General features: G+C 62.4%; 24 protein-coding genes. 14 read left to right on the plus strand and 10 right to left on the minus strand.

Features of this window, described 5'->3' with window-relative positions; translation table 11 throughout:
- Nucleotides 1-69: 69 nt before the first annotated feature.
- Nucleotides 70-717, minus strand: coding sequence for a histidine phosphotransferase ChpT (gene chpT, locus C5L10_RS07760; protein WP_046603646.1), 648 nt, complete (start codon nt 715-717; stop codon nt 70-72).
- 184 nt (nt 718-901) lie between these two features.
- Here chpT and C5L10_RS07765 point away from each other — a divergent pair, with 184 nt between their 5' ends.
- The gene (locus C5L10_RS07765) at nt 902-1504 is read left to right on the plus strand and encodes a DUF1134 domain-containing protein (protein WP_371411920.1); all 603 of its coding nucleotides are present in this window, start codon (nt 902-904) and stop codon (nt 1502-1504) included.
- Between the two features lie 158 nt (nt 1505-1662).
- Nucleotides 1663-2868: a hypothetical protein gene (locus C5L10_RS07770; RefSeq protein ID WP_105429158.1), complete on the plus strand. Its 1206-nt coding sequence runs from the start codon at nt 1663-1665 to the stop codon at nt 2866-2868.
- A 5-nt stretch (nt 2869-2873) separates the two neighbouring features.
- On the opposite strand, the gene C5L10_RS07775 is transcribed toward C5L10_RS07770, so the two are convergent.
- Both C5L10_RS07775 and C5L10_RS07780 read right to left on the minus strand, forming a co-directional pair.
- Nucleotides 2874-3710, minus strand: coding sequence for an RNA methyltransferase (locus tag C5L10_RS07775; protein WP_105429159.1), 837 nt, complete (start codon nt 3708-3710; stop codon nt 2874-2876).
- Complete coding sequence (locus tag C5L10_RS07780) at nt 3710-4096, minus strand: hypothetical protein (RefSeq protein WP_105429160.1); 387 nt, start codon at nt 4094-4096, stop codon at nt 3710-3712. The genes C5L10_RS07775 and C5L10_RS07780 overlap by 1 nt, the downstream gene beginning before the upstream one ends.
- Before the next feature lie 45 nt (nt 4097-4141).
- Here C5L10_RS07780 and C5L10_RS07785 point away from each other — a divergent pair, with 45 nt between their 5' ends.
- From C5L10_RS07785 to C5L10_RS07805, 6 genes are all read left to right on the plus strand, one after another.
- Nucleotides 4142-5164, plus strand: coding sequence for an RluA family pseudouridine synthase (locus tag C5L10_RS07785; protein ID WP_105429161.1), 1023 nt, complete (start codon nt 4142-4144; stop codon nt 5162-5164).
- Nucleotides 5165-5234: 70 nt separating this feature from the next.
- Nucleotides 5235-6068 (plus strand): AraC family transcriptional regulator, encoded by an 834-nt coding sequence (locus tag C5L10_RS07790; RefSeq protein ID WP_105429162.1) that lies wholly within the window; start codon nt 5235-5237, stop codon nt 6066-6068.
- Between the two features lie 94 nt (nt 6069-6162).
- Nucleotides 6163-6324, plus strand: a complete 162-nt coding sequence (locus C5L10_RS33545) for a hypothetical protein (RefSeq protein WP_172716939.1) — start codon at nt 6163-6165, stop codon at nt 6322-6324.
- A gap of 99 nt (nt 6325-6423) precedes the next feature.
- A complete protein-coding gene (locus tag C5L10_RS07795; protein WP_371411921.1) occupies nt 6424-6729 on the plus strand; it encodes a DUF1127 domain-containing protein in 306 nt (101 codons plus the stop codon).
- Between the two features lie 270 nt (nt 6730-6999).
- A complete protein-coding gene (rpoH, locus tag C5L10_RS07800; protein WP_046600920.1) occupies nt 7000-7902 on the plus strand; it encodes an RNA polymerase sigma factor RpoH in 903 nt (300 codons plus the stop codon).
- An 89-nt stretch (nt 7903-7991) separates the two neighbouring features.
- Nucleotides 7992-8375 carry an ACT domain-containing protein gene (locus tag C5L10_RS07805; RefSeq protein WP_105429163.1) on the plus strand — a complete coding sequence of 128 codons (384 nt, stop codon included), beginning with the start codon at nt 7992-7994 and terminating at the stop codon, nt 8373-8375.
- A 54-nt stretch (nt 8376-8429) separates the two neighbouring features.
- Here C5L10_RS07805 and C5L10_RS07810 read toward each other — a convergent pair whose 3' ends face one another.
- The 4 genes from C5L10_RS07810 to C5L10_RS07825 all read right to left on the minus strand — a co-directional run bounded on the left by C5L10_RS07810 (nt 8430) and on the right by C5L10_RS07825 (nt 13040).
- On the minus strand, nt 8430-8714 hold the full coding sequence (locus tag C5L10_RS07810; protein ID WP_105400899.1) for a HigA family addiction module antitoxin: 285 nt from the start codon (nt 8712-8714) through the stop codon (nt 8430-8432).
- A 13-nt stretch (nt 8715-8727) separates the two neighbouring features.
- On the minus strand, nt 8728-9006 hold the full coding sequence (locus tag C5L10_RS07815; RefSeq protein ID WP_105429164.1) for a type II toxin-antitoxin system RelE/ParE family toxin: 279 nt from the start codon (nt 9004-9006) through the stop codon (nt 8728-8730).
- Nucleotides 9007-9072: 66 nt separating this feature from the next.
- Nucleotides 9073-11682: a hypothetical protein gene (locus tag C5L10_RS07820; RefSeq protein WP_105429165.1), complete on the minus strand. Its 2610-nt coding sequence runs from the start codon at nt 11680-11682 to the stop codon at nt 9073-9075.
- 59 nt (nt 11683-11741) lie between these two features.
- Nucleotides 11742-13040: an adenylosuccinate synthase gene (locus tag C5L10_RS07825; RefSeq protein WP_105400314.1), complete on the minus strand. Its 1299-nt coding sequence runs from the start codon at nt 13038-13040 to the stop codon at nt 11742-11744.
- 289 nt (nt 13041-13329) lie between these two features.
- Between C5L10_RS07825 and C5L10_RS07830 the strand changes: the two genes are divergently transcribed.
- The gene (locus tag C5L10_RS07830) at nt 13330-14220 is read left to right on the plus strand and encodes a DMT family transporter (protein WP_046666723.1); all 891 of its coding nucleotides are present in this window, start codon (nt 13330-13332) and stop codon (nt 14218-14220) included.
- Between the two features lie 116 nt (nt 14221-14336).
- Here the strand turns inward: C5L10_RS07830 and C5L10_RS07835 are convergent, their stop codons facing one another.
- Entirely contained in the window at nt 14337-16595 is a 2259-nt protein-coding gene (locus C5L10_RS07835) for a methyl-accepting chemotaxis protein (protein WP_245447946.1), read from the minus strand.
- Between the two features lie 256 nt (nt 16596-16851).
- Nucleotides 16852-17067 carry a hypothetical protein gene (locus tag C5L10_RS07840; protein WP_105429166.1) on the minus strand — a complete coding sequence of 72 codons (216 nt, stop codon included), beginning with the start codon at nt 17065-17067 and terminating at the stop codon, nt 16852-16854.
- Between the two features lie 246 nt (nt 17068-17313).
- On the opposite strand from C5L10_RS07840, the gene C5L10_RS07845 reads away from it, so the two are divergent.
- Nucleotides 17314-18102, plus strand: a complete 789-nt coding sequence (locus tag C5L10_RS07845) for a creatininase family protein (protein WP_105429167.1) — start codon at nt 17314-17316, stop codon at nt 18100-18102.
- On the opposite strand, the gene C5L10_RS07850 is transcribed toward C5L10_RS07845, so the two are convergent.
- Nucleotides 18099-19070, minus strand: a complete 972-nt coding sequence (locus C5L10_RS07850; RefSeq protein WP_046635069.1) for a LysR family transcriptional regulator — start codon at nt 19068-19070, stop codon at nt 18099-18101. The genes C5L10_RS07845 and C5L10_RS07850 overlap by 4 nt on opposite strands.
- A gap of 191 nt (nt 19071-19261) precedes the next feature.
- On the opposite strand from C5L10_RS07850, the gene C5L10_RS07855 reads away from it, so the two are divergent.
- From C5L10_RS07855 to C5L10_RS07870, 4 genes are all read left to right on the plus strand, one after another.
- A complete protein-coding gene (locus C5L10_RS07855) occupies nt 19262-20278 on the plus strand; it encodes an ABC transporter substrate-binding protein (RefSeq protein WP_046635066.1) in 1017 nt (338 codons plus the stop codon).
- 95 nt (nt 20279-20373) lie between these two features.
- Complete coding sequence (locus C5L10_RS07860) at nt 20374-21198, plus strand: ABC transporter ATP-binding protein (RefSeq protein ID WP_105429168.1); 825 nt, start codon at nt 20374-20376, stop codon at nt 21196-21198.
- Nucleotides 21198-22037: an ABC transporter permease gene (locus C5L10_RS07865; RefSeq protein WP_105429169.1), complete on the plus strand. Its 840-nt coding sequence runs from the start codon at nt 21198-21200 to the stop codon at nt 22035-22037. The genes C5L10_RS07860 and C5L10_RS07865 overlap by 1 nt, the downstream gene beginning before the upstream one ends.
- Nucleotides 22037-23347 carry a cytosine deaminase gene (locus tag C5L10_RS07870; protein WP_371411922.1) on the plus strand — a complete coding sequence of 437 codons (1311 nt, stop codon included), beginning with the start codon at nt 22037-22039 and terminating at the stop codon, nt 23345-23347. Before C5L10_RS07865 ends, C5L10_RS07870 begins: the two co-directional genes overlap by 1 nt.

The following is a 23347-nucleotide window of genomic DNA, read 5'->3' on the forward strand; positions in this document are numbered from 1 at the left end:
AGCATCTATCATTAAGGGGATGGCACTAATGAATAGTTACCCGCGGACGCCAAACAACCGCAGATCGTCTCAGGCGGCCACGGTCTCGGCGATGAAAACGATCTTGTCTTCAGAAACCACATGGCTCAGTTCCATGCCGGATTCTTCCGCGAGCAGCACCGTGTAATAGGGCTGGATCGAATGAGCATCGATCGGCTCTTCGAGAGTGCCGCTGGCGATCTCGACGAATTTGGCCGGCACGCGCATCATCCGTCCCTTGATGGTGAGGATGAATTTCGCGTCGTATTCCGGATTTTCCAGCGTCACGTCCATCGAGCCGCCACGGGGAATGCCGGCATAGGCGACCAGGAAGAGGTTGAGGAGAAGCTTGACGCGATTCTTGGCGATGATCGCCCGCGGGCCGTTCCAGGTGACCTCGGTCTTCTTTTCGGCGATGGCGAAATCCTTGGCGGCCTTCTCGGCCTCGCCCGTATCGATCGAGGCGCCGACCGAGCCGGAAGCACCGAAAGCGAGCCGCGCGAACTTGAGACGTACCGAGGCGTTCAGGGCCGAGGTGCGGATGAGGTCGAGCGCGTCGCCGTCGGCCGCACCTTCGTCGAGAAGCTCAAGGCCGTTGTTGATCGCGCCGACCGGGGAGATCACGTCATGGCAGACACGGCTGCACAGAAGTGCCGCGAGATCTGGCCCGGCGAGGGTAAGATTCGGATTCTTCGGCATGTAGGTCTCCTGTTTGGGAATGCTCCCCCCGTATTCGCCTTGCCATCTGAAGGTTGCGCGAGGATGTAGCAATGTTCCTGGCCATAATGACACCATATTTGGTAAACCGATTATTAAGATCATGGCTTCAAAATGGCCGGGCCTTAAGCATGATGCAAACGGCGTGCCCCTGGATGATACAATCATGGATCTGACAATGCGCATCCACACCCCTTCCGCCCTCGCCCGTTTCGCAGCGACGGTGTTTGCCGTGATCGCAGCCGTGGCGGTCTTCGCAGGCCCGGCAGCCGCCCAGCAGGGCTCCAACCAATATTCCGCCCAGGAAATCGTCGATGCCGGCCACGGCTTCTTCGGCTCCACCAGCGGCGGCCTTGCCAAAGTTGTGGAGAACGCCTTTTCGCAATACGGCCTGCCGAACGGCTATATCCTTGGCCAGGAAGGCTCGGGCGCGTTCATCGCCGGCCTGACCTATGGCGAGGGCGAACTCTATACGAAGAACGCCGGCCAGCACCCGGTCTTCTGGCAGGGTCCTTCGCTCGGCATCGACTACGGCGGCCAAGGCACCCGCGCGATGATGCTGGTCTATGACCTTCCCTCGGTGAACAGCCTCTACGCCCGCTTCGGCGGCGTGTCGGGCTCCGCCTTCGTGGTCGCCGGCGTCGGCATGACGGTGCTGCGCAACAACAACATGATTCTCGTGCCGATTCGCACCGGCCTCGGTGCTCGCCTCGGCATCAACGTCGGTTATCTGAAGCTCACCCAGTCGCCGACCTGGAACCCTTTCTGAAATTCGCCATTCTCCTCTCCGGACAACGGAGGGGAATTCATGTTTTGCGCCACAGCGGCCGGTAATCCGGCCTTCCGCCTGAAGGGCGCTTGCCGGTTGAATGTGACCATGCTTAAACAGCCTGCGCATTCCCATCCAGACCGCGAAACGGCCTCATCGTGATCCAGTTTGCTCTTCTGTTCGGCTTGGGTTTCCTGAGCGCCGCGCTTGCGGTGATGCTGGTTGCACCGGCGGTCCACAATCGCATCGTGCGCTACACAGAAAACCGCATCAAGGCGACGCTGCCGATCAGCCCGCAGGAAGTCCGCGCCCAGCGGGACATGGCCCGCGCCGTCTATGCGGCCGAGAATGCCCGCACCAAGCAGGAACTCGTCCAGGAAAGGGACAAGGCTGTCGCGCTGCAGATCAAGAGCGACAGGCTGGCCGAGGAAGCCACGCAGTTACTGTCCGAGATCACCGACCTGCGCGCCCAGATCGACACCATGGATGTCGAGGCTGCCGACGCCCGTTCGCGCCTGCGTCAGGAAGACAGCTATATCCAGCAGTTGAAGGCGGCGCTCGAAACCGCCGAGGAAACCGTCGCCGCCAAGGATCTGGAGATCGAGAAGCTGCAGCAGCGCCAGCTCCTGTTGATCGCCGACGCCGACAATTTCCGGATCGATCTTTCCACCCGCGACACGGAGGTCGAGAACCTCAAATTCCGCGTCACCGCCTTGCGCGACGAACGGGATACGCTGCGCAACGACGTCCGGCAGCAGACTGCACGCGCCAAGGATGCCGAGGCACGGCTCGCCCAGGAAGAGCATCGCGTCCAGCGGCTCGAGGACAAGCTTGCCAAGGAAATCGCCGACCGTGCCGACAGGGAGACGGCGCTGGAACGCCGGCTTGCCGAGATCGGCCGACTGCGGGACAAGCTGAAAGGTGCCAGTGCCGAAGCGCGCGATTCCAGTCGCGCCCTTCGCGATTCAACGGCTGTGCGCCCAGTGATAAAAGCGACGCCGAAAAAGAAGATCACTCCGGAGGACATCAACCTGCGCGAAATTCCGCATGCCCCGCCTCCGAGACAGGCCCGGGTTTCCGGGCAGCCGGACGTCGATCCAGTCGTCGCCGGAATGGCTGAAGACGCCCGCAGCCGGGCAGCGGCGCTCTCCGAACGCCTACAGAAGGGCGGCGGCAACGACGACGCTATTCGCCAGGAATTGGCCTCCATAGCTGCCAGCATGGTGGCCATGACGGCAGCGTCCGAAGGTTCGGGTTCACCGATCCACAAGATCCTGTCGGGAAAATCCGGAAACAGCAATCGGGAAAGCCTGGCCGCGAGGTCGAAGAAGACGCTCGCGACCAGTCAGGACGCGAACACCTGAGACGTCTATAACCTGCCCTGAGATAGGCGACCTTGGGCCATGGCGATCTCGTAGAGCGCGATGCCGGTCGCCGTCGCCGCATTGAGGCTGTCGAGACCCGGCGCCTGGGCGATCCTGGCCGATCGGATACGGCTGAGGACGTGCGCCGGCAGCCCCTCGCCCTCCGTTCCGGTGATCAACACCATACGCTCTGAAGGCGGTACATTCCGGATTTCCACCGAACCCGTGGGCGAAAGCCCCCAGACGGCAAAACCCTTCTCCATCAGCACGGCCAGGATATCCGTCATCGTGCCGTGCCGGGCGTACGGCACCGACAAAACCGCACCAACGGAAACGCGCAGCGACTTGCGGTAGAGCGGGTCGCAGCAGCCCTGGTCGAGCAGCACCGCATCGGCGCCGAAGGCTGCGGCGTTGCGGAAGATGGAACCGATATTGTCGTGATTGGAAATGCCGAAGGCCGCGACCACCAGCGCCTTCTCGGCCAACACGGCAATCAGCTCGGAGGCCGTTCTCTCCTGCCGGCGACGTCCAAGCGCCAGCACGCCGCGATGCAGGTGGAAACCGGCGATCTGATCGAGCACCGCGGCCGAGGCCACGTAGACCGGAATGTCCGCCGGAAAACCTGCGAGGATCTCGGCAACCCCCGCAACCCGGTTTTCGAGCAGCAGGATCTTCTCGGTCAGAAAATCGCCGCCGGAACCATGTGCGGTGGCGAGCATCCTAAGCACTACGGTTCCTTCCGCGATGAACCGCCCTTCCCGCCCGGTGAGGTCCCGCTCGCGGATCGACCGGAATTCGGCGATCCGCGGATCGTCCGCGTCATCGATGCGGATCGGTGCCATTATTGCGGTATCGCCACCGTCACATCGGCGACGATGCGGCCGGCGGCAATGTCGTAGATCAGGACCTTCTGGTCGCCGGTCAGCAGTCCGTAGAAGAGGATCTGGCTGCCGGAGAGGGATACGCCCTGCACGACGAAACCGGCAGGCAGTTCGGCGGTTGCCGCAAGCGGCTGGCCGGCGGGCACCGAGAGCCCGCCTGTCGAAGCGATCGTCCCGGGCGTGGCAGGCCGCTGCGTGACCTTGTAGACAATGGCGCCAAGGACCGCCATAAAGCAGACGAACAAGATCCCGCCCGAAACGAGTATCAGAAGCACCATCTTCCGGCGGATTTTCTCCATTGCCGGATCAAGCGGCTCTTCCTGTTCCTCGATCTCGGGTTGGGGCATGAGGGCGGCGTCCTTGTTCTTGTCGAATGCTATCGGAATGATTGAATGAACGATCCCTTTAAAGAAGCCGAGCGTGCAAGGAAAGTCCTCACCGCCTCCAATGAGGCCGAAGGACGGCTGGATGCCTGGCTGACCTCTGTGCTGGACGGTGAGTTTTCGCGAAACCGGATCAAGGCGCTGATCGAACAGGGCGCCGTCAGCCTCAACGGCAAGCCGGTCACCGAGCCGAAGAAGAAGATCAATGCCGGCGACACCGTCGAGATCGATCTTCCGGAACCCGAGGATCCGGAGCCCAAGGGCGAGGATATCCCGCTCCAGGTTCTCTACGAGGATGCCGACCTGATCGTCATCGCCAAGCCCGCCGGCCTCGTCGTGCATCCGGGCGCCGGCAACTGGACCGGCACGCTGGTCAACGCGCTGATCCATCATTGCGGCGCGAGCCTTTCGGGCATCGGCGGCGTCAAGCGTCCCGGCATCGTCCATCGGCTCGACAAGGATACGAGCGGCGTCATGGTCGCCGCCAAGAACGACATCGCCCACCGCCACCTTGCCGACCAGTTCGCCGACCACGGCCGCTCGGGTCCGCTGGAGCGCGCCTATCAGGCGGTCGTCTGGGGCCGCCCGCGCGGCCTGAAGGGAACGATCGACGCGCCGCTCGGCCGTGCCGGAGACCGCACCAAGCGCGCCGTGCAGAAGGAAGACAGCAGCGACGCCCGGGAAGCCATCACCCATTACCAGGTGATCGAGCGTTTCCACGAAAAGCCGGATGCAACCGCACTCGCCGCGCTGATCGAATGCCGGCTGGAGACCGGCCGTACCCACCAGATACGCGTCCACATGGCCCATATCGGCCATCCGCTGATCGGCGACCAGGATTATTCGGCCGGCTTCAAGACCAAGGCAAACCTGCTGCCGGATTTGGCCAAGGGCGTCGTCAACCGTTTTCCGCGCCAGGCGCTGCACGCCTTCCTGCTCGCCTTCGAGCATCCCCGCACCGGCGAGGTGATGGAATTCGAAGCACCGATGCCCGACGACATGGCGGAGCTGATCGAAGCGCTGAAGGCATGAAACGGGTGGCCTGAGGCACTGTCGAAGAGTATATAACTCCCGACATTCACGAGGCAGCCCAAGGTCCTCCATGAGCCAGCTCGCCGTCAGAAAGCTCCTCGACACGGACCTGATCAAGGTCCGCGACGTCGTGTGCAACGGCGAATGCCGGCATCGCAGCGGCGAGGAATGCTCCCATGCGACCAGCCTCGTCTTCCCCTATCGGGGTGTCTTCATGCGCCATGTCGGCAGCGACGACACGGTGGCGGAGGCCAATCAGGTCCTGTTCTTCAACTGCGACGAGGCCTACCACATCAGCCACCCGGTCGAAGGCGGCGATTCCTGCCTGAGCATGGACGTGCCCGAAGCGATGCTGGAGGAACTGGTGCCGGCCGAGCACCGCAATCCCAAAGGCTCGCGCTTCGTCTTCGACAAGCAGCGTCTCAGGATCGACGAACGAGCCCAGGCGCTGGTGGCGCTGCTGCGCCACAGCCTGATGCGCGGCGCCGCCGAGACGCTGGAAGCCGAAACGCTGGCCATGACGCTGGTGCGCCGCTCCGTCGGCGTCAGGACCGCGCGCGCCGCGACCGCCAGCGCCGGGCGTCAGAAGCTGGTGGACCGCGCCAAGCTCGCCCTCTCCTCCGATCTCGCGCGCCGCTGGACGCTCGCCGAGATTGCCGGTGAAACCGGCGTCTCACCGGTCTACCTCACGCAGGTCTTCCAGCAGGTGGAGGGCACGCCGCTCTACCGCTACCAGCTTCGCCTGCGGCTGGCCCGGGCGCTCGACCTGCTCGGCACCTATGACGACCTGACCGAACTTGGGCTGGAACTCGGCTTTTCCAGCCACAGCCACTTCTCCTCGGCTTTCCGCCATGCCTATGGACGGACGCCGGCGGAGTTCCAGCGCTTTGCGGGCTTGAGATAGGGACAGCGCGACAGTCGCTAAAGATTTTGACAGCGGAAGCCCCTGCCAAAATGCTTTTCTTCTTCCCGTAAGATCAACATCGGGAGATGCCACCATGAAAGAGAACACCTGCGCCGCCTGCGACTGCGAACTCGATTCGACCCGGATCGCCGTGAAGATCGGCGGCAAGACGGTCGAAGTCTGCTGCGAGGAATGCGCCGAAGCGCTGCGGGAAGCCGAAGTCGCGACCCGCACGGCCCAGGCAGCCAGCAAGTAAAAACCGGCACCGGTAACCGACATCGAGGCGGGCGCCAGCCGCCCGCCTCCTGAACACCAGCCGCGCGCATTTGGCCGGCACTCTTTCAGGAGAAAGATCATGAAGAACGAGAACCGGGCGGTCTTTGACCGCACATCGGAACGCTATCACCTTGTCATGGAACTGCCGCCCGCAGCGGCATGCCAGCCGCTCGCCGCCGACGATGCATCGGCCAAGCCATCGCCCTTGCGCCGGGTGCTCGCAGCCATCGTGAGAAAAATTCGCCAGCGCCACAACCGTCTGGCGCTGCTGGAGTTGACCGACGATCAGTTGAAGGATATCGGCGTCTCGCGCAGCCAGGCTTATGGCGATGTCAGCCGTTACCGCCGCTCCAACGCGCATGGACTGGAACGCAAATGTCTCTGACGCGGCGGAGATGGGTGAGGCAAGGATACACTCATGGATCCCAGACGATCACAATCGTCTTGCTTCCCAGCGCGTCAGACCACGGCGCTGTATATTACGATATTGTAATGATATAACGCTTCTGTGATGACTTGAATCACTGTTCTGCCGTACTTATCTGCCATTTGGGTCGGTGTGGGGTCGAAAATGACCTGCACCGCTTGGCTCGCCTTCAGCATGTATAGCTAGATCAAAAAGGGAGCCGATATATAGATCGGAAAGGGGTGCTTTATGGCCCGCAATACTCTGCCTTCCATTACTGCCGGCGAAGCCGGCCTCAACCGCTATCTCGACGAAATCCGCAAGTTTCCCATGCTGGAACCGCAGCAGGAATACATGCTGGCAAAACGGTATGCCGAACATGCCGACCGGGATGCGGCCCACAAGCTGGTCACCAGCCACCTGCGTCTCGTGGCAAAGATCGCCATGGGTTATCGCGGTTACGGCCTGCCGATCGGCGAAGTCGTCTCCGAAGGTAACGTCGGCCTGATGCAGGCCGTCAAGAAGTTCGATCCGGAACGCGGCTTCCGTTTGGCGACCTATGCGATGTGGTGGATCAAGGCCTCGATCCAGGAATACATCCTGCGCTCGTGGTCGCTCGTGAAAATGGGCACCACCGCCAACCAGAAACGGCTGTTTTTTAACCTGCGCCGGTTGAAGGGCAAGATTCAGGCGATCGACGAAGGTGATCTGAAGCCCGACCAGGTGGCCGAAATCGCCACCAAGCTTAACGTCTCCGAGGAGGAAGTGGTTTCAATGAACCGCCGCCTTTCGGGCGACGCTTCGCTGAATGCGCCGATCCGCGCCACCGAAGGTGAATCCGGCCAGTGGCAGGATTGGCTGGTGGACGACCACGAAAGCCAGGAAGCCGTGCTGATCGAGCAGGACGAGCTCGACACGCGCCGCCGCATGCTGGCCAAGGCCCTGAGCGTGCTGAACGACCGCGAACGCCGCATCTTCGAAGCCCGTCGTCTTTCCGACGATCCGGTGACCCTCGAGGAACTGTCGTCCGAGTTCGACATCAGCCGCGAACGCGTCCGTCAGATCGAAGTCCGCGCCTTCGAAAAGGTGCAGGAAGCCGTTCAGAAGGAAGCGCTCGCCCAGGCGAACGCTCTGCGCGTCGTCGACGCGTAATCACGCGCGACGCTGACGATATAAAAGGGGCTGCTTCGGCGGCCCTTTTCTTTATCCGGTATCCGTGGACTGGAAATGGAGAAGCAGGGATGGCAGCGCAGATCACGCTCAGAAAACTTGCCGGCAGCTATGCCATCGCCAGGCTTGAACCCGCCGACCGCATTCCCGCATGGGCGGATGGCGAAGGTTTCGTCAGCATCAGCCGCACCGACGACGAACTCTCCATCGTCTGCCGCAATGAGCGCTTGCCTTCCGGCATGAAACAGGACGGCGGCTGGACCTGCTACAAGTTCCAGGGGCCGTTCGCGTTCGGAGAAACCGGCATCGTGCTCTCGGTGATCCGGCCGCTCTCGGAAAACGGCATCGGCATTTTCGTGGTCTCCACATTCGACGGCGACCACCTGCTGATCAAAACGGTCGACGAACCGAAGGCCCGCGAACTGCTGCAGGCGGCCGGCCATACGCTTCTCTAGGCGATACAAAACCACGGTGGTGCAAGAAGCCGGTCGGCTACACTGCGCGGAACGTCAGGCTGCTTCGGACGGCTTGACCTCTTCCGCGATCCGGGCGCCATTTTCTCGTTCGGCAAGAGCAAGCTCATAGGCCGTCTGCAGATCGAGCCAGAAACGAGCGGTGTTTCCAAAATACCGCGCCAGTCTCAGGGCCGTATCGGGAGAAATGCCGCGCTTTCCGTTGAGGATGTCGGTGATCCGCCCTGAAGGCAGGCGGAGTGAAAGAGCGAGCTGGTTGGCCGACAGACTGCGCGCGGTCAATTCGCGTTTCAAAATGCGACCAGGATGAACTGCCATCATCTGCATATCCTTCCTAATGATAATCGACGATCTCCACATCCCAGGCATTTCCATCCCTGAACGTGAAACAGATTCGCCACGGCCCGTTGATCGTCATTGCCCACTGCCCTGAGCGATTTCCGGAAAGCTTGTGAAGGCCGACGGACCTTAATGGGCTGAGATCGTTGAGGGACGATGCGGCGTGGAGCGCCGCCAGCAACTCGATCGCGGCCTCTTCGTCCATCCCCGAAAACTTGGCTTTGCCGTCCTCGGCAAAGCGGCGGGTAGAACTATTCGCCCACGACTTGATCATGGATGAACGTACTACGCTCGACGTAGTACGTCAATCTCGTCCGCCCCCCAGGGAGGGCCTGCCTGGTCACTGCCCGCTGGCGGTTGCACCGAGCGTGCCCCATTCGCGGATCGCGTCATTGAAGGCGCGTTCGCCGTCCGGGCCCTTCTGGAGGGTCAGCAGCGCGCGGCGGCCGTTGCGATAGGCGATCGGGATGTCGATCCAGTTGCGGCTGCGCAGAAGCTCCAGATTGGTCGAGCGTGCATCCGGGAAATCGTTGAGCGCGATCATGTGGAAGTCGTCGGTGATCTTGGCAGGCACCGCGATCAATGCGTTGCCGCGATCCTGTTCGCTCGCCTTCATGGCAATGCGCTGCACGCTTTCGATCGCACCGCCTTCGAAATCCGGCGGCACGGCGAAGACGATCTCGACCAGGTGGCTCGCCGGCAGCGACGGGTCTGTATTGCGCTTGAAGGTCATCAGCGCCGTCAGGCCCCTGCCCGGCACGTTGATACGTCCCTGGACGACCGGTTCCTGCCGGCCGTTGGCGCCTGCCTCGCGCTGCAGCGACCAGGAGACCGAGCCCTCGATGGCCGTCGGCGCCGTCTGGCCGATCCGCTCCTCATAAAGGAACATCTTTTCGCCTGCGACCGCCGGAGTATTCGCCGGAGTCGCCGAGGGCGGACTGGCGGGCGGCGTGGCGGCATTCGGAGCCGGCACAGCCGGTTGCGTCTGAGGCGGCACCGCATTGGCGCTGCCGTTCGGCGCGCTCGGAGTGGGCGCCGGTTGCGCCGGAGGATTGGCGGGCGGAGCATTGAGCTGCGCTACCGACTGGCCTTCCGCATTCTGCGCCAGCCCGGCGGTGACACCCGGCCCCTCGTCGACCTCGCGGCCGTCTGCCATCAGCCGCTGCGTGAATTTGGTCCCGGCTGTCGATCCGTCCGCCGTTCGCGGCGCGGCAGGTGTATTGGCCGCACCGTTCTGTGGCGGCGTCGCAGGGGTGGAAGGCGTCGAAGGAGTGCGGTTGGGTTGCGGCGTTGCGGGTGCGGGCGCCGGTGTCTGCTGCGCCGTCTGGCTTCCGGGCGCGCTCGACTGGATCAAGCCGTCGACCATGTCGTTCAGCGAGTCGCGGTTCAGCCAGATCGCGTAACCGCCGCCGCCGACAAGTGCCAGACCGATGACCGCCAGCACGATGCCGGCATAGTTGCGCTTGCGCACCGGAGTGACCCGATAGGGCCTGGCCGGCGCATGCATCAGATCGTCTGCATCGGCATCGGTGTGGAGCGTGCTGCGCGCACCACCGCCCGAAGAAGACGGAGCATCCTTGTTGAAGCCGATCAGCTCCTCGAGATCACCCCACGGATCGCTGTCGGACGGCTTCGCCGGCGCGGCAGTGGTCTTCTTGGAATGTTGCTCATCGAGATATTCGGCGAAGGGATCAATGCCGGCAGCCGTTGCCACTCCTGCCGCCGCGGCGGATTGCTCCGCGAGCTCCGGGAGATCGGCAACCGGCGGCATGCGGACCGAATCGGCCGACACATGGGTCTCCAAATCGAAATGAGCGTCGGCGGGAGTTGCGGTACCACCGTGCCCATGATCGATCGGCACGACGGGACCGGCGGTGATCAGTTCCGGCACATCGTTCCATGCAGCGGCGGCAACCGTCTCCTGGCTCAACACCGGAGGCTCGGCCGGGGCCGGCACCTCCCAGCCCCAATCCTCGTCTGCCGGCTTGGCCGGTCCCGGCGCCTGGTGGGCCTCGGCAGGCTGTTCGACCTCCATCCGGTCCTCGACCGGATGCTGATCTTCAAACGGATGCGGTTCGTTGTGCCATGCCTCCACGACCTCGGGAGCGGCCTGCTGAACAGCCTGCTCACCGCGTGTCGGATAGGGGAAATCATCGTCGGCCGATTCGCTTGCGGCAGTATCGGCCGGCTCGGCGGCAGCATCGACCGGTTCCGGCACAACCGGCTCCGAGGCCGGCAGGGGTGCGGCCGTCGGGAATTCGATCGTGCTCTCGTCGAAAGCCTGCGACGGTTCGGGCGCCTGTTCGGAATGTTCGTAGGGTGCCGGTTCGGCTGGCGTCTCTTCCGACGGCACGTCGTCCCGCCAGTCGCCATATTGCTGGGCGGCGGGTTCCTGCTGATCGGAAACCGCCGTTACCTCTTCCTCCTCGTGGAGGACGGTTGGCTCGGAGACCGGAGGCTCCACGTCGGCAGGTTCCTGCGCGACCGGCTCCGGCTCGGCGGGCACGGTTTGAGCGACGGCCGGTACCGGCTCTTCATAACCGTCTTCGTAAAAGACGGGCCGTTCTGCGCGAACGGAGGGAGTTGATTCGGATGCGGCCTGCATCTCTTCCGGCGCCTGAGCCGATTCGGCAGCCTGCTGCTGGTCGTCCTGGTATTCCGAGGGCTGCTCGGCCGGAGCAGCCTCACCGGCCGTCTCGGCATCGGCGGCACTTGCGCCGTCGGTTATCGGTTCCAGTGCTTCGGCATGTTCGCTCTCGACGTCGACGATAGCGGCTTCGAGCTTGTCGAGCTGCCGCCGCAGCATGTCTTCAGGCGGACGCGGCTTCATGTTCTCGAGTTGCCGCTGCACGGCGCCACGAGCCTTTTCATAAACCTTCGCACGCATCTCCGGCGTATTGTTCGCCAGACCGTCAACGGCGCGGCGGATCACCGCTACAAAATCAGCCATCAGCACTTTCTCATGTAAGCCGGCCCGAAGGCCGGCCGAATGGTAATCAATTCTTGACTTTAATCTTCAAACGGGTCGGTCACAAGTATGGTGTCGTCCCGCTCCGGGCTGGTGGAAAGTAGGGCAACCGGCGCACCGATCAATTCCTCGACCTGGCGGACATATTTGATCGCCTGGGCCGGCAGGTCCGCCCAGGAGCGAGCCCCGACCGTCGATTCCTTCCAGCCTTCGAGGGTGACGTAGACCGGCTCTACACGAGCCTGGGCGCCCTGGCTTGCAGGAAGATGATCGATCTGCTCGCCGTCGAGCATGTAGCCGACGCAGATCTTCAACTCGTCGAGGCCATCGAGAACGTCGAGCTTGGTGAGCGCAATGCCGGTAATGCCGTTGGTGGCGACCGACTGGCGTACCAGCGCTGCGTCGAACCAGCCGCAGCGGCGCTTGCGGCCCGTGACCGTACCGAATTCATGGCCCTTCTCGCCGAGGAACTGGCCGATCTCGTCCTTCAGCTCGGTCGGGAACGGGCCTTCGCCGACGCGAGTCGTGTAGGCCTTGGTGATGCCGAGAATATAGCCGAGCGCGCCCGGGCCCATGCCGGAGCCGGCGGACGCCTGGCCCGCGACCGTGTTGGACGAGGTGACGAACGGATAGGTGCCGTGGTCGATATCGAGCAGCGAGCCCTGAGCGCCTTCGAAAAGGATGCGCGCGCCCTTGCGGCGCTGCTTGTCGAGCAGTTCCCAGACGGTTTCGCGGAAGGGCAGCACGCGGTCGGCGACCGAGGTCAGTTCCTGCATGATCGCCTCGTGCGAGACCTCCTTCTCTCCGAGACCACGGCGCAGCGCGTTGTGATGGGTGAGGATGCGGTCGACCTTGCCGGGCAGCGTCTCCATGTCGGCAAGGTCCATGACGCGGATCGCGCGGCGGCCGACCTTGTCCTCATAGGCCGGACCGATGCCGCGGCGGGTGGTGCCGATCTTGGTGCCGCTGTTGGAGGCGGCATCCTCGCGCATGCCGTCGAGCTCGCGGTGTAGCGAGAGAATCAGCGTGGCGTTGTCGGCGACGCGCAGGTTCTCGGGCGTGACCTTCACGCCCTGTGCGCCCAGCTTTTCGATTTCCGCCAGCAGCGCATGCGGATCGAGAACGACGCCGTTGCCGATCACCGCGATCTTGCCAGGGCGGACGATGCCGGAGGGCAGCAGCGACAGCTTGTAGCTGACGCCATCGATGACGAGCGTATGGCCCGCATTGTGACCGCCCTGGAAACGCACCACGATATCGGCACGTTCGGAAAGCCAGTCGACAATCTTGCCCTTGCCTTCGTCACCCCATTGCGAACCAACCACGACTACATTCGTCATCTGTGCTTCCTGTATTGCGGGCAATGCCCCACGCGACCACACGCGCACCTTCCGTAGATCAATATTGATATACGGTCGATGCGCCAATTTGATTTTACATGCACCGCCTTTGGCGGATGGAAACCGTTCAGAGGCATTGCAAACGGCCGCATCTATAAAGCCTCGGCCGACGGAAAGCGACCTGTTTGTCACTCGGGCGTGGTTTTTACGTGACAAAACCGTGGACTACACGCTATTCCCGCCCGTTATTTCCTGAAATCGCCGTCATTTTCCGGCGCCGGAGACCATCTTGCATAAAAAGGCCTATCTCTCGCTCGTCATTGCAACTCTGGCCTGGGGTGGCAATGCGGTAGCGGGCAAGCTCGCCGTCGGCCATGTGAGCCCGATGATGCTGACCTTCTGGCGCTGGTTTTTCGCCGTCGCCATCATCTTCGCCATCTCCGTGCCGCAGTTCATCAAGGACTGGCCGGTCGTCAGGAAGAACCTGCCGATTCTCCTCTTCCTCGGCGTCGTCGGTTATGTCGTCTTCAACGCTGCGCTCTATACCGCCGTCAATTACACGACGGCGATCAACGTGACGGTCGAGCAGGCGGTCATCCCGATGCTGATCTTCCTCATCAACTTCGCCCTGTTCCGGATGAAGGTCTCCTGGGCGCAGATCCTCGGCTTCACCCTGACGCTTCTCGGCGGCATCATCACCGCCATCCACGGCGACTTGAGCGCCCTGGTGACGCTGACCGTCAACTTCGGCGATGCGATCATGATGATCGCCGTCGTCGCCTATGCGGTCTACACGGTGGCGCTCAGATGGCGCCCGAAGATCGACTGGCGAACGCTGATGGCGGTCCCTGCCTTTTTCGCGATGGTCTTCTCGCTGCCGCTGGTATTCTGGGAATATTCGGCCGACCGCCTGATCTGGCCGGATGCGGAAGGCTGGGTGGTGGTTCTCTACACGGGCATCTTCGCCTCGCTGATCGCGCAGGTGCTCTACATCAAGGGCGTCGAGGAGATCGGCGCCAACCGGGCCGGGCTGTTCATCAATCTCGTGCCGGTGTTCGGCACGCTGCTCTCGGTCGCCATCATCGGCGAAAGCCTGCAGCTCTTCCATGTCGTCGCACTGGCGCTGGCGCTCGGTGGCATCGCCATCGCCGAATGGGGAAAACCCCATATGGACCGTTAGCCCTGTTGAAACGAAAACCGCCGGCCCTCAAAGGAGCCGGCGGTTCTCAGATTTTCGAACGGTGAAATCCCGCCGCTTGCAAAGGCATTAGGCAGCGCGGTTGATCGCGGTGCTCCTCAGCTGGCCATGGCCAGCCGTCCGGGGGCGAACGAGCGCTGATCGCGGACGTTGTTTCGGCTCACCTCGAAGCGCGCCAGTAATTCCGAAAGACGGCTGCTTTCCTCGGCAAGAGTAGCGCCGGCCGCATTCATTTCCTCGACCATGGCGGCGTTCTGCTGGGTCATCTGGTCCATGTGGTTCACGGACGTGTTGATCTCCGAGAGACCTAACGCCTGCTCGTTTGCCGCAATGGCGATCGCCTCCATATGCTGGTTGACCGCCGCGACAAGCTTGGCGATCTCCTTGAGACCGTCGCCGGTATCATTGACGAGAACCACGCCTTGGTTGACGGCAGCTTCGGAATTGCCGATCAGCGTCTTGATCTCCTTGGCGGCCTTGGCCGAGCGCTGCGCCAGTTCGCGGACTTCCTGGGCAACGACCGCAAATCCCTTGCCCGCCTCGCCTGCGCGGGCGGCTTCCACGCCTGCGTTGAGGGCAAGCAGGTTGGTCTGGAACGCGATCTCGTCGATGACGCCGATGATCTGGCTGATCTGATTCGACGCCATCTCGATCTTCTGCATCGCATTGACCGCATTGGAAACGACGGTGCTGGAGTTTTGCGCGCGGGAGCTCGCATCGCGGACGATTTCTCGCGCCTCGCTCGCCCTTTCGGAGGTCTGCTTCACATTGGTGGTTACTTCTTCCAGCGCCGCCGCCGTCTCTTCCAGCGATGCAGCCTGCTGTTCCGTACGCTTCGAAAGCTGGTCGGATGCGGTGGAGATTTCGTCGCTGCCGCTGCGAACGCTTTGGGCGGTCCGGTTCACGCCTTCGAGCGCGGTCCGCAACTGGCGGACCGAGCTGTTGAAGTCATGGCGCAAGGTTTCGAACTGCTCGGAAAACTCCTTGTCGATCTCACACAGCAGATCGCCGGCAGCAAGGCGCTGCAGACCGGAGGCGAGTTCCGAGGTGGCCTGGGTCAGCCGGTGCTCGGCTTCGGACTCTGCGCGACGCTGGAATTCGATGCGTTCGGCTTCGGCCGCCTTGCGGGAGTGTTCGGCATCCGCCTCGAGCTGGCGGTTCTGCTGCGCAGCCTCGCGGAAGATTTCCACGGCGCGCGCCATGTCGCCGATCTCGTCGGTGCGGGCAGCACCCGGGATTTCGACGGAAAGGTCGCCGCCGGCAAGCGTGCGCATCACACCCGTCAACCGGCTGATCGGGTTGGCGATCCGCACGATGACCGTGTAGATGCCGAGAAGCGAAAGCGCAAAAGCGATGACGGTCGCAACACTGTAGACGATGATGGATTGCTTTGCGGAAGCAGCCTCTTCTGCCGTCAGCCTCGTCATCTCGTTGAGCGAGGCAGAGGCCATATCGGCGATCGAAGACTGCGCGGGCGCGGCGGGCTTGCGCCAGTCGTCGACCGCCATGTCGAAGGGTTTGCCGGCCTGGAATGCCTTGAGGGCAGCATTACGCTGCTCGGCATACGGTCCGCCGAAATAGGTCGTTTGTGCTGTCCGGTGGAGCGTCTTGATCTTCTCCGGGGTCGTCTCCGCGTTGGAGAGCTGGGTAATGACATCCCATGCGGTTGCCACGCGGGCATCCTGAACCGCAATTTCGGTCAGTTTCTCCGCCGCAAGCGGCTGCTTGGCGATCAGGGCACTGACGAAGGTGGAGTTGGCGGTGCCGAGCTGGGTGCGCGCCGTCCAGGCAAGGGAGCGGATCTGGGTGAACATGATCATCCCTGGCCCGCGCGCATTGATGGTGGCCTCGACCTGGTTGGCGGCCTTTTCGAGATCGGCCAGCATCGTATCGGCAAGTCCGAGCACGGCTTTGCCGAGCGCCGGATCGCGATCCTTGACCGCCTGTGTGAGCGCCGTATCCACATTTGCACGGTAACCGGCCCACTGCGTATAGGCGCTGAGGACGGGAGAGATCGCACCGCGCAGGCTTGCCTGCTCGACGTCGGCGGTCAGAGTCTTTACCGCCGAAAAGGCCTTGTCCATCGACTGCCGGCCGGTATCCATGTTCTTGAGGCTGGACGCCAGCTCGGCAGGCTCCAGCTTGATTGCGGAGGAAATGGCGCCGCGCTCGCCGCGCAGTCCGATCAGCGTATTGAAAAGCGCTTCGTCAAGCTGTGCCAGTTCGGAGAGTTGGGTGGAGTTTCGGTAGCGGCCTATCTCCTCAGACAGCATCTTGCCCATGAGACCCAAAATGCCCAGGCTCAAGACAACAAAAGCCAGTATCAATGTATGCTTGATTGAAATCCGCACCTGCATCACTCCTTATTTCAAACAACCGCCGCGGGGTTGGCTGGTTCGGCGGCTTTCCGGACTTGGACGGGAAGAGCGCCCAACTTCGCGTAGAACGTTAAATATTCAATTAAATACAACGCGTTCCAGAGGCCTGCGGAATCAATTTTGGAAGCTTGAAGCAGCGCGATTGCCGAATCGCGAAAGCCCGCCACCCCTGAAGAGGGAGACGGGCCGGTCCGTCGTGCTGCAACGGACGGGAGCGCAGGAGAGACGCTCCGGATCAGATGTGGTGATAGGCCGGGAGGATGGGAAGGCGCTCGCGGATCGGGCTTGGCGCCCGATCGACCGGCTTGTCGATCATCGCGCCGTCATGGCGTTCGGTTGCCACATTTTCGGACAGCACGCGAGCGAAACCGCCAACACCTGCTGCACGTGATTCCTTGCCGACAATCAGCGCCGTCAGGACCACGGCGGAAATGATGAGCTTCTTGATCATGGCTGCACCCTTTTCTTCAGACGGCTTGGATGCCGTTTCTTGGACGAGTTCACCCTAGCGCTCGGGTTTTTCGGGCGCTTAAACGGATAGCTGCAATTTTAGTGAAATCGGCTTTTTTCCCGACTTGATACAGATGGCTCGAAACAGCGCGCTCAAAAAAGCAGCGGAGTAGGCGGAAATTGATGCTTTTCGAGATGTGCTCGATCTCCTAACCCTCAAAAACGAGATGCAGAAAGGCAGGACAGCATGGGCAAGCCATTTTACTGGAACGAACTCAATTCACTCGATTTCGCCGGCCTTTCGCCCGACAAGACCATCGCCATCCTGCCGATCGCCTCGACCGAACAGCACGGACCCCACCTGCCGATCGCAACCGACGTGGCGATCGCCAACGGCATGCTGGCGGAATTGAAGGCGCAACGCCCCGAGGATCTCGATTTCCTCGTCCTCCCAACCCAGGAGATCGGCAAGGCGAACGAACACGTCTACGGCCCGGGCTCGCTGTCCTTCGGCCCGGAAATCCTGATCCCCGCCTGGACCGCGATCGGCGCCAAGGTGGCGGAAGCCGGGGTAAAGAAGCTCGTCTTCGTCAACTCGCACGGCGGCAATGTCGACATCATGAGCATTGTCGGCCGCGAATTGCGCGTCCGCTACAAGATGGCGGTGATCGGCACGCAGTGGGGACGCTTCGGGCACCCGCCGGGCCTGATCGGCGAGCACGAGCAGAAATACGGTATCCATGGCGGCGAAGTCGAAACCTCGCTGATGCTGCATTTCCGCCCCGAACTGGTGCGGATGGAGAACGCGCAGAACTTCGTCTCCAAGGCGGAAAGCCGCTCGAAATACATGCAGCCCGCCCCCCCGCACGTGCTGTCCTGGGTGGCCCACGATCTGAACCCCAACGGCGTCGTCGGCGACGCCTCGAAGGGCACCGCCGAAAAAGGCGCGGCTATCTGCCGCCATCAGGTCGCGGGCTTCATCGAGATGCTGCGGGAATTCGAAATCTTCCCGCTCGACGAACTCTATTCCGGCTAACCCTCGTCGCGCTGCGCGTCCCGGCCATGCGGCTGGGGCGGCAGGTGGCCCTTGGCTTGCAATTCGGCCACCATGGCCGCCAGTTCCGACAGCAGGAATTCCACGAACAGGCTGGTCGCCGTATCGAGCGTCGTGCGAGCGCGGGCGAAAAGCTTCATCGGCTGGTGGCGCGCGTGCGGGTTGGCGATCGGCCGGAAGATCAGCTCGCCGCGGCGGCATTCCGACAGCACGTCGAGCGGATTGAGCAGCGTCAGGCCCGTGCCCGCCTTGACCAGCTTCTTCAGCATTTCCGAGGCGTTGCTTTCCACCAGCGGCTCCACCGCGATCGACAGCGGCGATAGCGCCAGATTGATGATGTTGCGCAGGCTGGTGCCCGACTGTGCAAGCACCAGCGGTTCCTGCACGACATCCGCAAGGTCGACCGGCCCCTCTTCCGCCGCCAGCCGATGCCCTGGCGGCATCACGACGCCGATCGGTATGTCGAAGTTGGCGAGCGTGCGGATGCCGGGCGTCGCGGGGATGTTGAAGCCGAGCCCGAAATCCACCTCCCCCGTGATCACCGGCTGCATCGTGTTCGACGGCCCGTCGTTGCGCAGGAGAACCCGCACGCGCGGATGCTGCGCGACGAAGCGGGCTATGATCTCGGGAAGCGGCCCTGCGGCAAGCCCGACGGTCGAAACCAGCGTCACCTTGCCGGCCTGCGGCATCTTGAGGCCGCGGATGCGCGCTTCCATCCGCTCATAGGTCTTCAGCACCTCCCGGATATGCTCGATGCAGAGTTCCCCGGCCGCCGTCAGCTTCAGCCCGCGCGGCATCCGCTCGAAAAGCGGCGCCCCGAACTCTTCCTCCAAGGCGAGAATCTGCCGGTTGATCGCCGACGACGCGACGTTCAGCCGGGCCGCCGCCTTGCGGATCGATCCGCATCGGGCGATTTCGTCGATATATTGAAGTTTTCGCGAGTGCAGCATTTTCTCCGAAGCCCCTCATTGCATGTTTTTTGATCATGCACCACAATTTGGCAGGTTAAAATTCGAGCGCTGCCCTAAAGGCATCAATGTGAACGAATTTTGATGCTTTTCAAAGAGCAACGCAACCGTACAAATGCTCACCATAAGCTGCTCTCACGATGCCGCACGGTTTAACAGGGGAACAAAGCGACATGTCCAAATCCTTGATGATGAAGAGTTTTTTTGCCGCCGTCGGCCTTTCGGCGGTAGCGCTGGCCGCCCAACCGGCTGCGGCTCTCGATGAAGTCTCCTATGGCACCAACTGGCTTGCCCAGGCCGAGCATGGCGGCTTCTACCAGGCCGTCGCCGACGGCACCTACGAAAAGCGCGGCCTGAAGGTGAAGATCGTGCAGGGCGGCCCGAATGCCGCCAACCGCGCACTCCTGATCGCCGGCAAGGTCGATTTCTACATGGGCGGTCCGCTCGGCGACATGGATGCCGTCAAGCAAGGCATCCCGCTGGTCAGCGTCGCCTCGATCTTCCAGAAGGACCCGCAGGTCCTGCTCGCCCATCCTGACGCGGGCGTCGAAAAGTTCGAGGACCTCGCCAAGATGAAGACCATCTTCATGGGCAAGGAAGGCTACACCACTTATTTCGAGTGGATGAAGAAGAACTTCAAAGGCTTCAAGGACGAGCAGTTCAAGCCCTACACGTTCAACCCGGCCCCCTTCATCGCCGACAAGGCCTCCGCACAGCAGGGTTACCTGACCTCCGAACCCTACGAGATCGGCAAGCAGGCCGGCTGGACGCCGAAAGTCTTCCTGATCGCCGATGCCGGTTACGGCCCCTATTCGACGATGATCACCACCACGCAGACGATGATCGACAAGAAGTCGGATGTCGTGCAGCGTTTCGTCGATGCCTCGCTCGAAGGCTGGTACACTTATCTCTATGGTGACAACAAGGCCGCCAACGACCTGATCAAGAAGGACAATCCGGAAATGACGGATGGCCAGCTCGCCTATTCCATCGCCAAGATGAAGGAATACGGGATCGTCGTATCCGGCGACGCCGAGACCAAGGGCATCGGCTGCATCACCGACGAGCGCTACAAGAAGTTCTTCGAGTCCATGGTCGCGATCGGTGTCCAGCCGGCCGACCTCGATTACAAGAAGGCTTATTCGACCAAGTTCGTCTGCAAGGGCGTCGGCATGGCGCTGAAAAAGTAGTCTCGGAAGAGCGCAACGGTTCATTCCCTCTTTGCTGTGCCTGTCACGGGAGAGAGGGAATTGCCGCCCTGTCCCGACTAAGTTCAAGGCCCGCAATGAGCATGTCCCAAGCCCCGCTGATACCCGCCCCCGGGGAGACACGCAGACGCCCGCTGGTCGTCATGCGCTCCGTCTCGAAAACATTCTCCAGCGGCACGCTGGCGCTCTCCGACATGTCGCTGACGGTCGAGGGGGGCGAATTCGTCAGTCTGCTCGGCCCTTCCGGCTGTGGCAAATCGACGGCACTGCGCATCATTGCCGGGCTCGGCGACGTCTCGACAGGCACGATCGACTGGCCGAGTTCGCGCATCAACTCCAAAGGCCTGCCGGAAGGCGACATTTCCTTCGTCTTCCAGGAGCCGACGCTGATGCCGTGGCAGACGGTGTTCGGCAACGTCTATCTGCCGCTGAAACTGCGCGGCGTCTCCAAGTCCGCCGCCCGCGGCGAAATCATGGACACGCTCGCGACCGTCGGCCTCCAGGATTTTGCCGACGCCTATCCGCGCGAGCTTTCTGGCGGCATGAAGATGCGCGTCTCGATCGCCCGTGCGCTGGTCACCAAACCGAAGCTGCTCTTGATGGACGAGCCCTTTGCGGCGCTCGACGAAATCACCCGCCAGAAACTCAACGACGACGTGCTGCGTCTATGGCGCGAGACCGGCATCACGGTGATCTTCGTCACCCATTCCGTGTTCGAATCCGCTTACCTTTCCAACCGCATCGTAGTGATGAAGGCGCGGCCCGGCCGGGTGCATGCGGATTTTCCGCTGATCACGAGCCTCGAGCGCGATGCACGTTACCGCACCTCGGAAGAATATCGCCAGGCCTGCGAAAAGGTCTCGACAATGCTCATCGAAGCAATCGGCGGGGAGGAACATTGATGGCCGACACCGATACCGCCCTGATGCCGCCGAAGCCTGGCTTCTTCGGCCGCAACCGCGATACGCTGCTGCGCACCCTGGTCCCGATCTGCGTGGTGATCTGCCTCGTTCTCCTCTGGCAGTTCATCATCACCGCCAACAGTATCCCACAATACATCCTGCCGGGGCCGCTGGCGGTCGCGAACTCGCTCTACAACGACTGGGGCACGCTCTCGCCCGCTCTCTGGGTGACGACGCAGATCACCATGCAGGCGCTCGCGCTGGCGCTGATCGGCGGCGTCGGCATCGCCGTCTTCCTCATCCAGTCGAAATGGATCGAGACTGCCTTCTATCCGATCACGGTCATCCTGCAGGTGACGCCGATCGTGGCGATCGCGCCGCTGATCCTGATCTATGCGCCGACGACCCAGGTGGCGCTTTTGATCTGCGCCTTCCTCGTCGCCTTCTTCCCGATCCTGTCGAACATGGTCCAGGGCCTGAAGAGCGTCGACCACAACCTGCTCAACCTCTTCGATCTCTACGGTGCCTCGCGCTGGCAGACGCTGCTCTACCTGAAACTCCCCTCCTCGCTCCCCTATTTCATGACGGGGCTTCGGATCGGCGGAGGCCTGGCGCTGATCGCGGCCGTCGTCGCGGAGTTCGCGGCGGGCTCGGCGGGCGCAGGTTCCGGCCTTGCCTTCCGGCTGCTCGAATCCCAGTATCGCCTCAACATTCCGCGCCTGTTTGCGGCACTGATCCTGCTCTCCTTGCTCGGCGTGGTGATTTTTGCGATCACCTCCTTCATCTCCTGGTTTTTCCTGCATCGCTGGCATGAAAGCAGCCTGAAAAGAGAAAACTGATGACTGCCTTCATGACGCTTCCCGATGCTCGCCGTTTCGCGCTCACCAATGCGACGCTGCCGGCCGTCCTCGTCAAGGGCCTGCCGGCTGCCGCAAAGGCCGGCCTCATGGAGGCCGATCTCGTCATCGCGGACGGGAAGATCGAGGCCATCCTGTCGAAAGGCTCGGCACCCGCCGATCTGATGATTGCGGACATGCGCGGCGGCATGGTCTGGCCCTGTTTCGCCGACATGCATACGCATCTCGACAAGGGGCATTTCTGGGACCGCCGCCCCAACCCGGACGGCACGTTCGAAGGCGCCTTGATGAACGTGCGCGAGGATCGGATCGCCAACTGGACGGCTGAGGATATCCGCGCCCGCTTCGAATTCTCACTGAAAAGTGCCTATGCCCACGGCACCAAGCTGATCCGCACTCATCTCGATAGCATCCCGCCGCAGCCGGATATCTCCTTCCCGCTGTTCGACGAGCTTCGCGCCGAATGGAAAGATCGGATCGTGCTGCAGGCTGTCGCCCTGCTGCCGTTGGAATGCGTGCTCGACGAAAGCATCTTCGGCGGCATCGTCGCGACGGCAAAGCGTTATGGCGGATTGCTCGGCGGTGCCACCCGCATCCTGCCGGATTTCGAGCGTATCCTCGACACGCTCTTCAAGGCGGCCGCCGACAATGGCCTCGACATCGACCTGCATGTGGACGAGACGGAAGACAAACAGGTCCTGACCCTGGAAGCCATTGCCGAGGCAAAACTCCGCAACCGTTTCGAAGGCTCGGTGACCGTCGGCCATTGCTGTTCGCTCGCAAGGCAGGACGACGAGACCGCAGGCCGTGTCATCGACAAGGTCGCCAGGGCTGACATCTCGGTCGTGTCGCTGCCGATGTGCAACATGTACCTGCAGGACCGCCATGCCGGCCGCACGCCCCGCTGGCGTGGTGTCACGCTGTTCCACGAACTGGCGGCTGCCGGCGTCAAGACTGCCGTTTCCTCCGACAATACCCGCGATCCGTTCTACGCCTATGGCGACATGGACCCCGTCGAGGTGTTCCGCGAGGCAGTCCGCATCCTCCATCTCGACCACCCGCTCGATACATCTGCCCGTGTCGTCACCTCGACACCCGCCGAGATCCTCGGCAGGCCGGATATCGGCGTCATTGCCGAAGGCGGCCCCGCCGATCTCGTGCTGTTCAGCGTACGCCGCTGGAGCGAATTCCTTTCCCGTCCGCAGGCCGACCGCATCGTGATGCGGAATGGCATGGGCATCGACCGTCGCCTGCCGGATTACCGTGACCTGGACCCGATTTTGGACAAGTGA

The organism is Neorhizobium sp. T6_25, assembly GCF_002968555.1.
Classification (GTDB): Bacteria; Pseudomonadota; Alphaproteobacteria; order Rhizobiales; family Rhizobiaceae; genus Neorhizobium.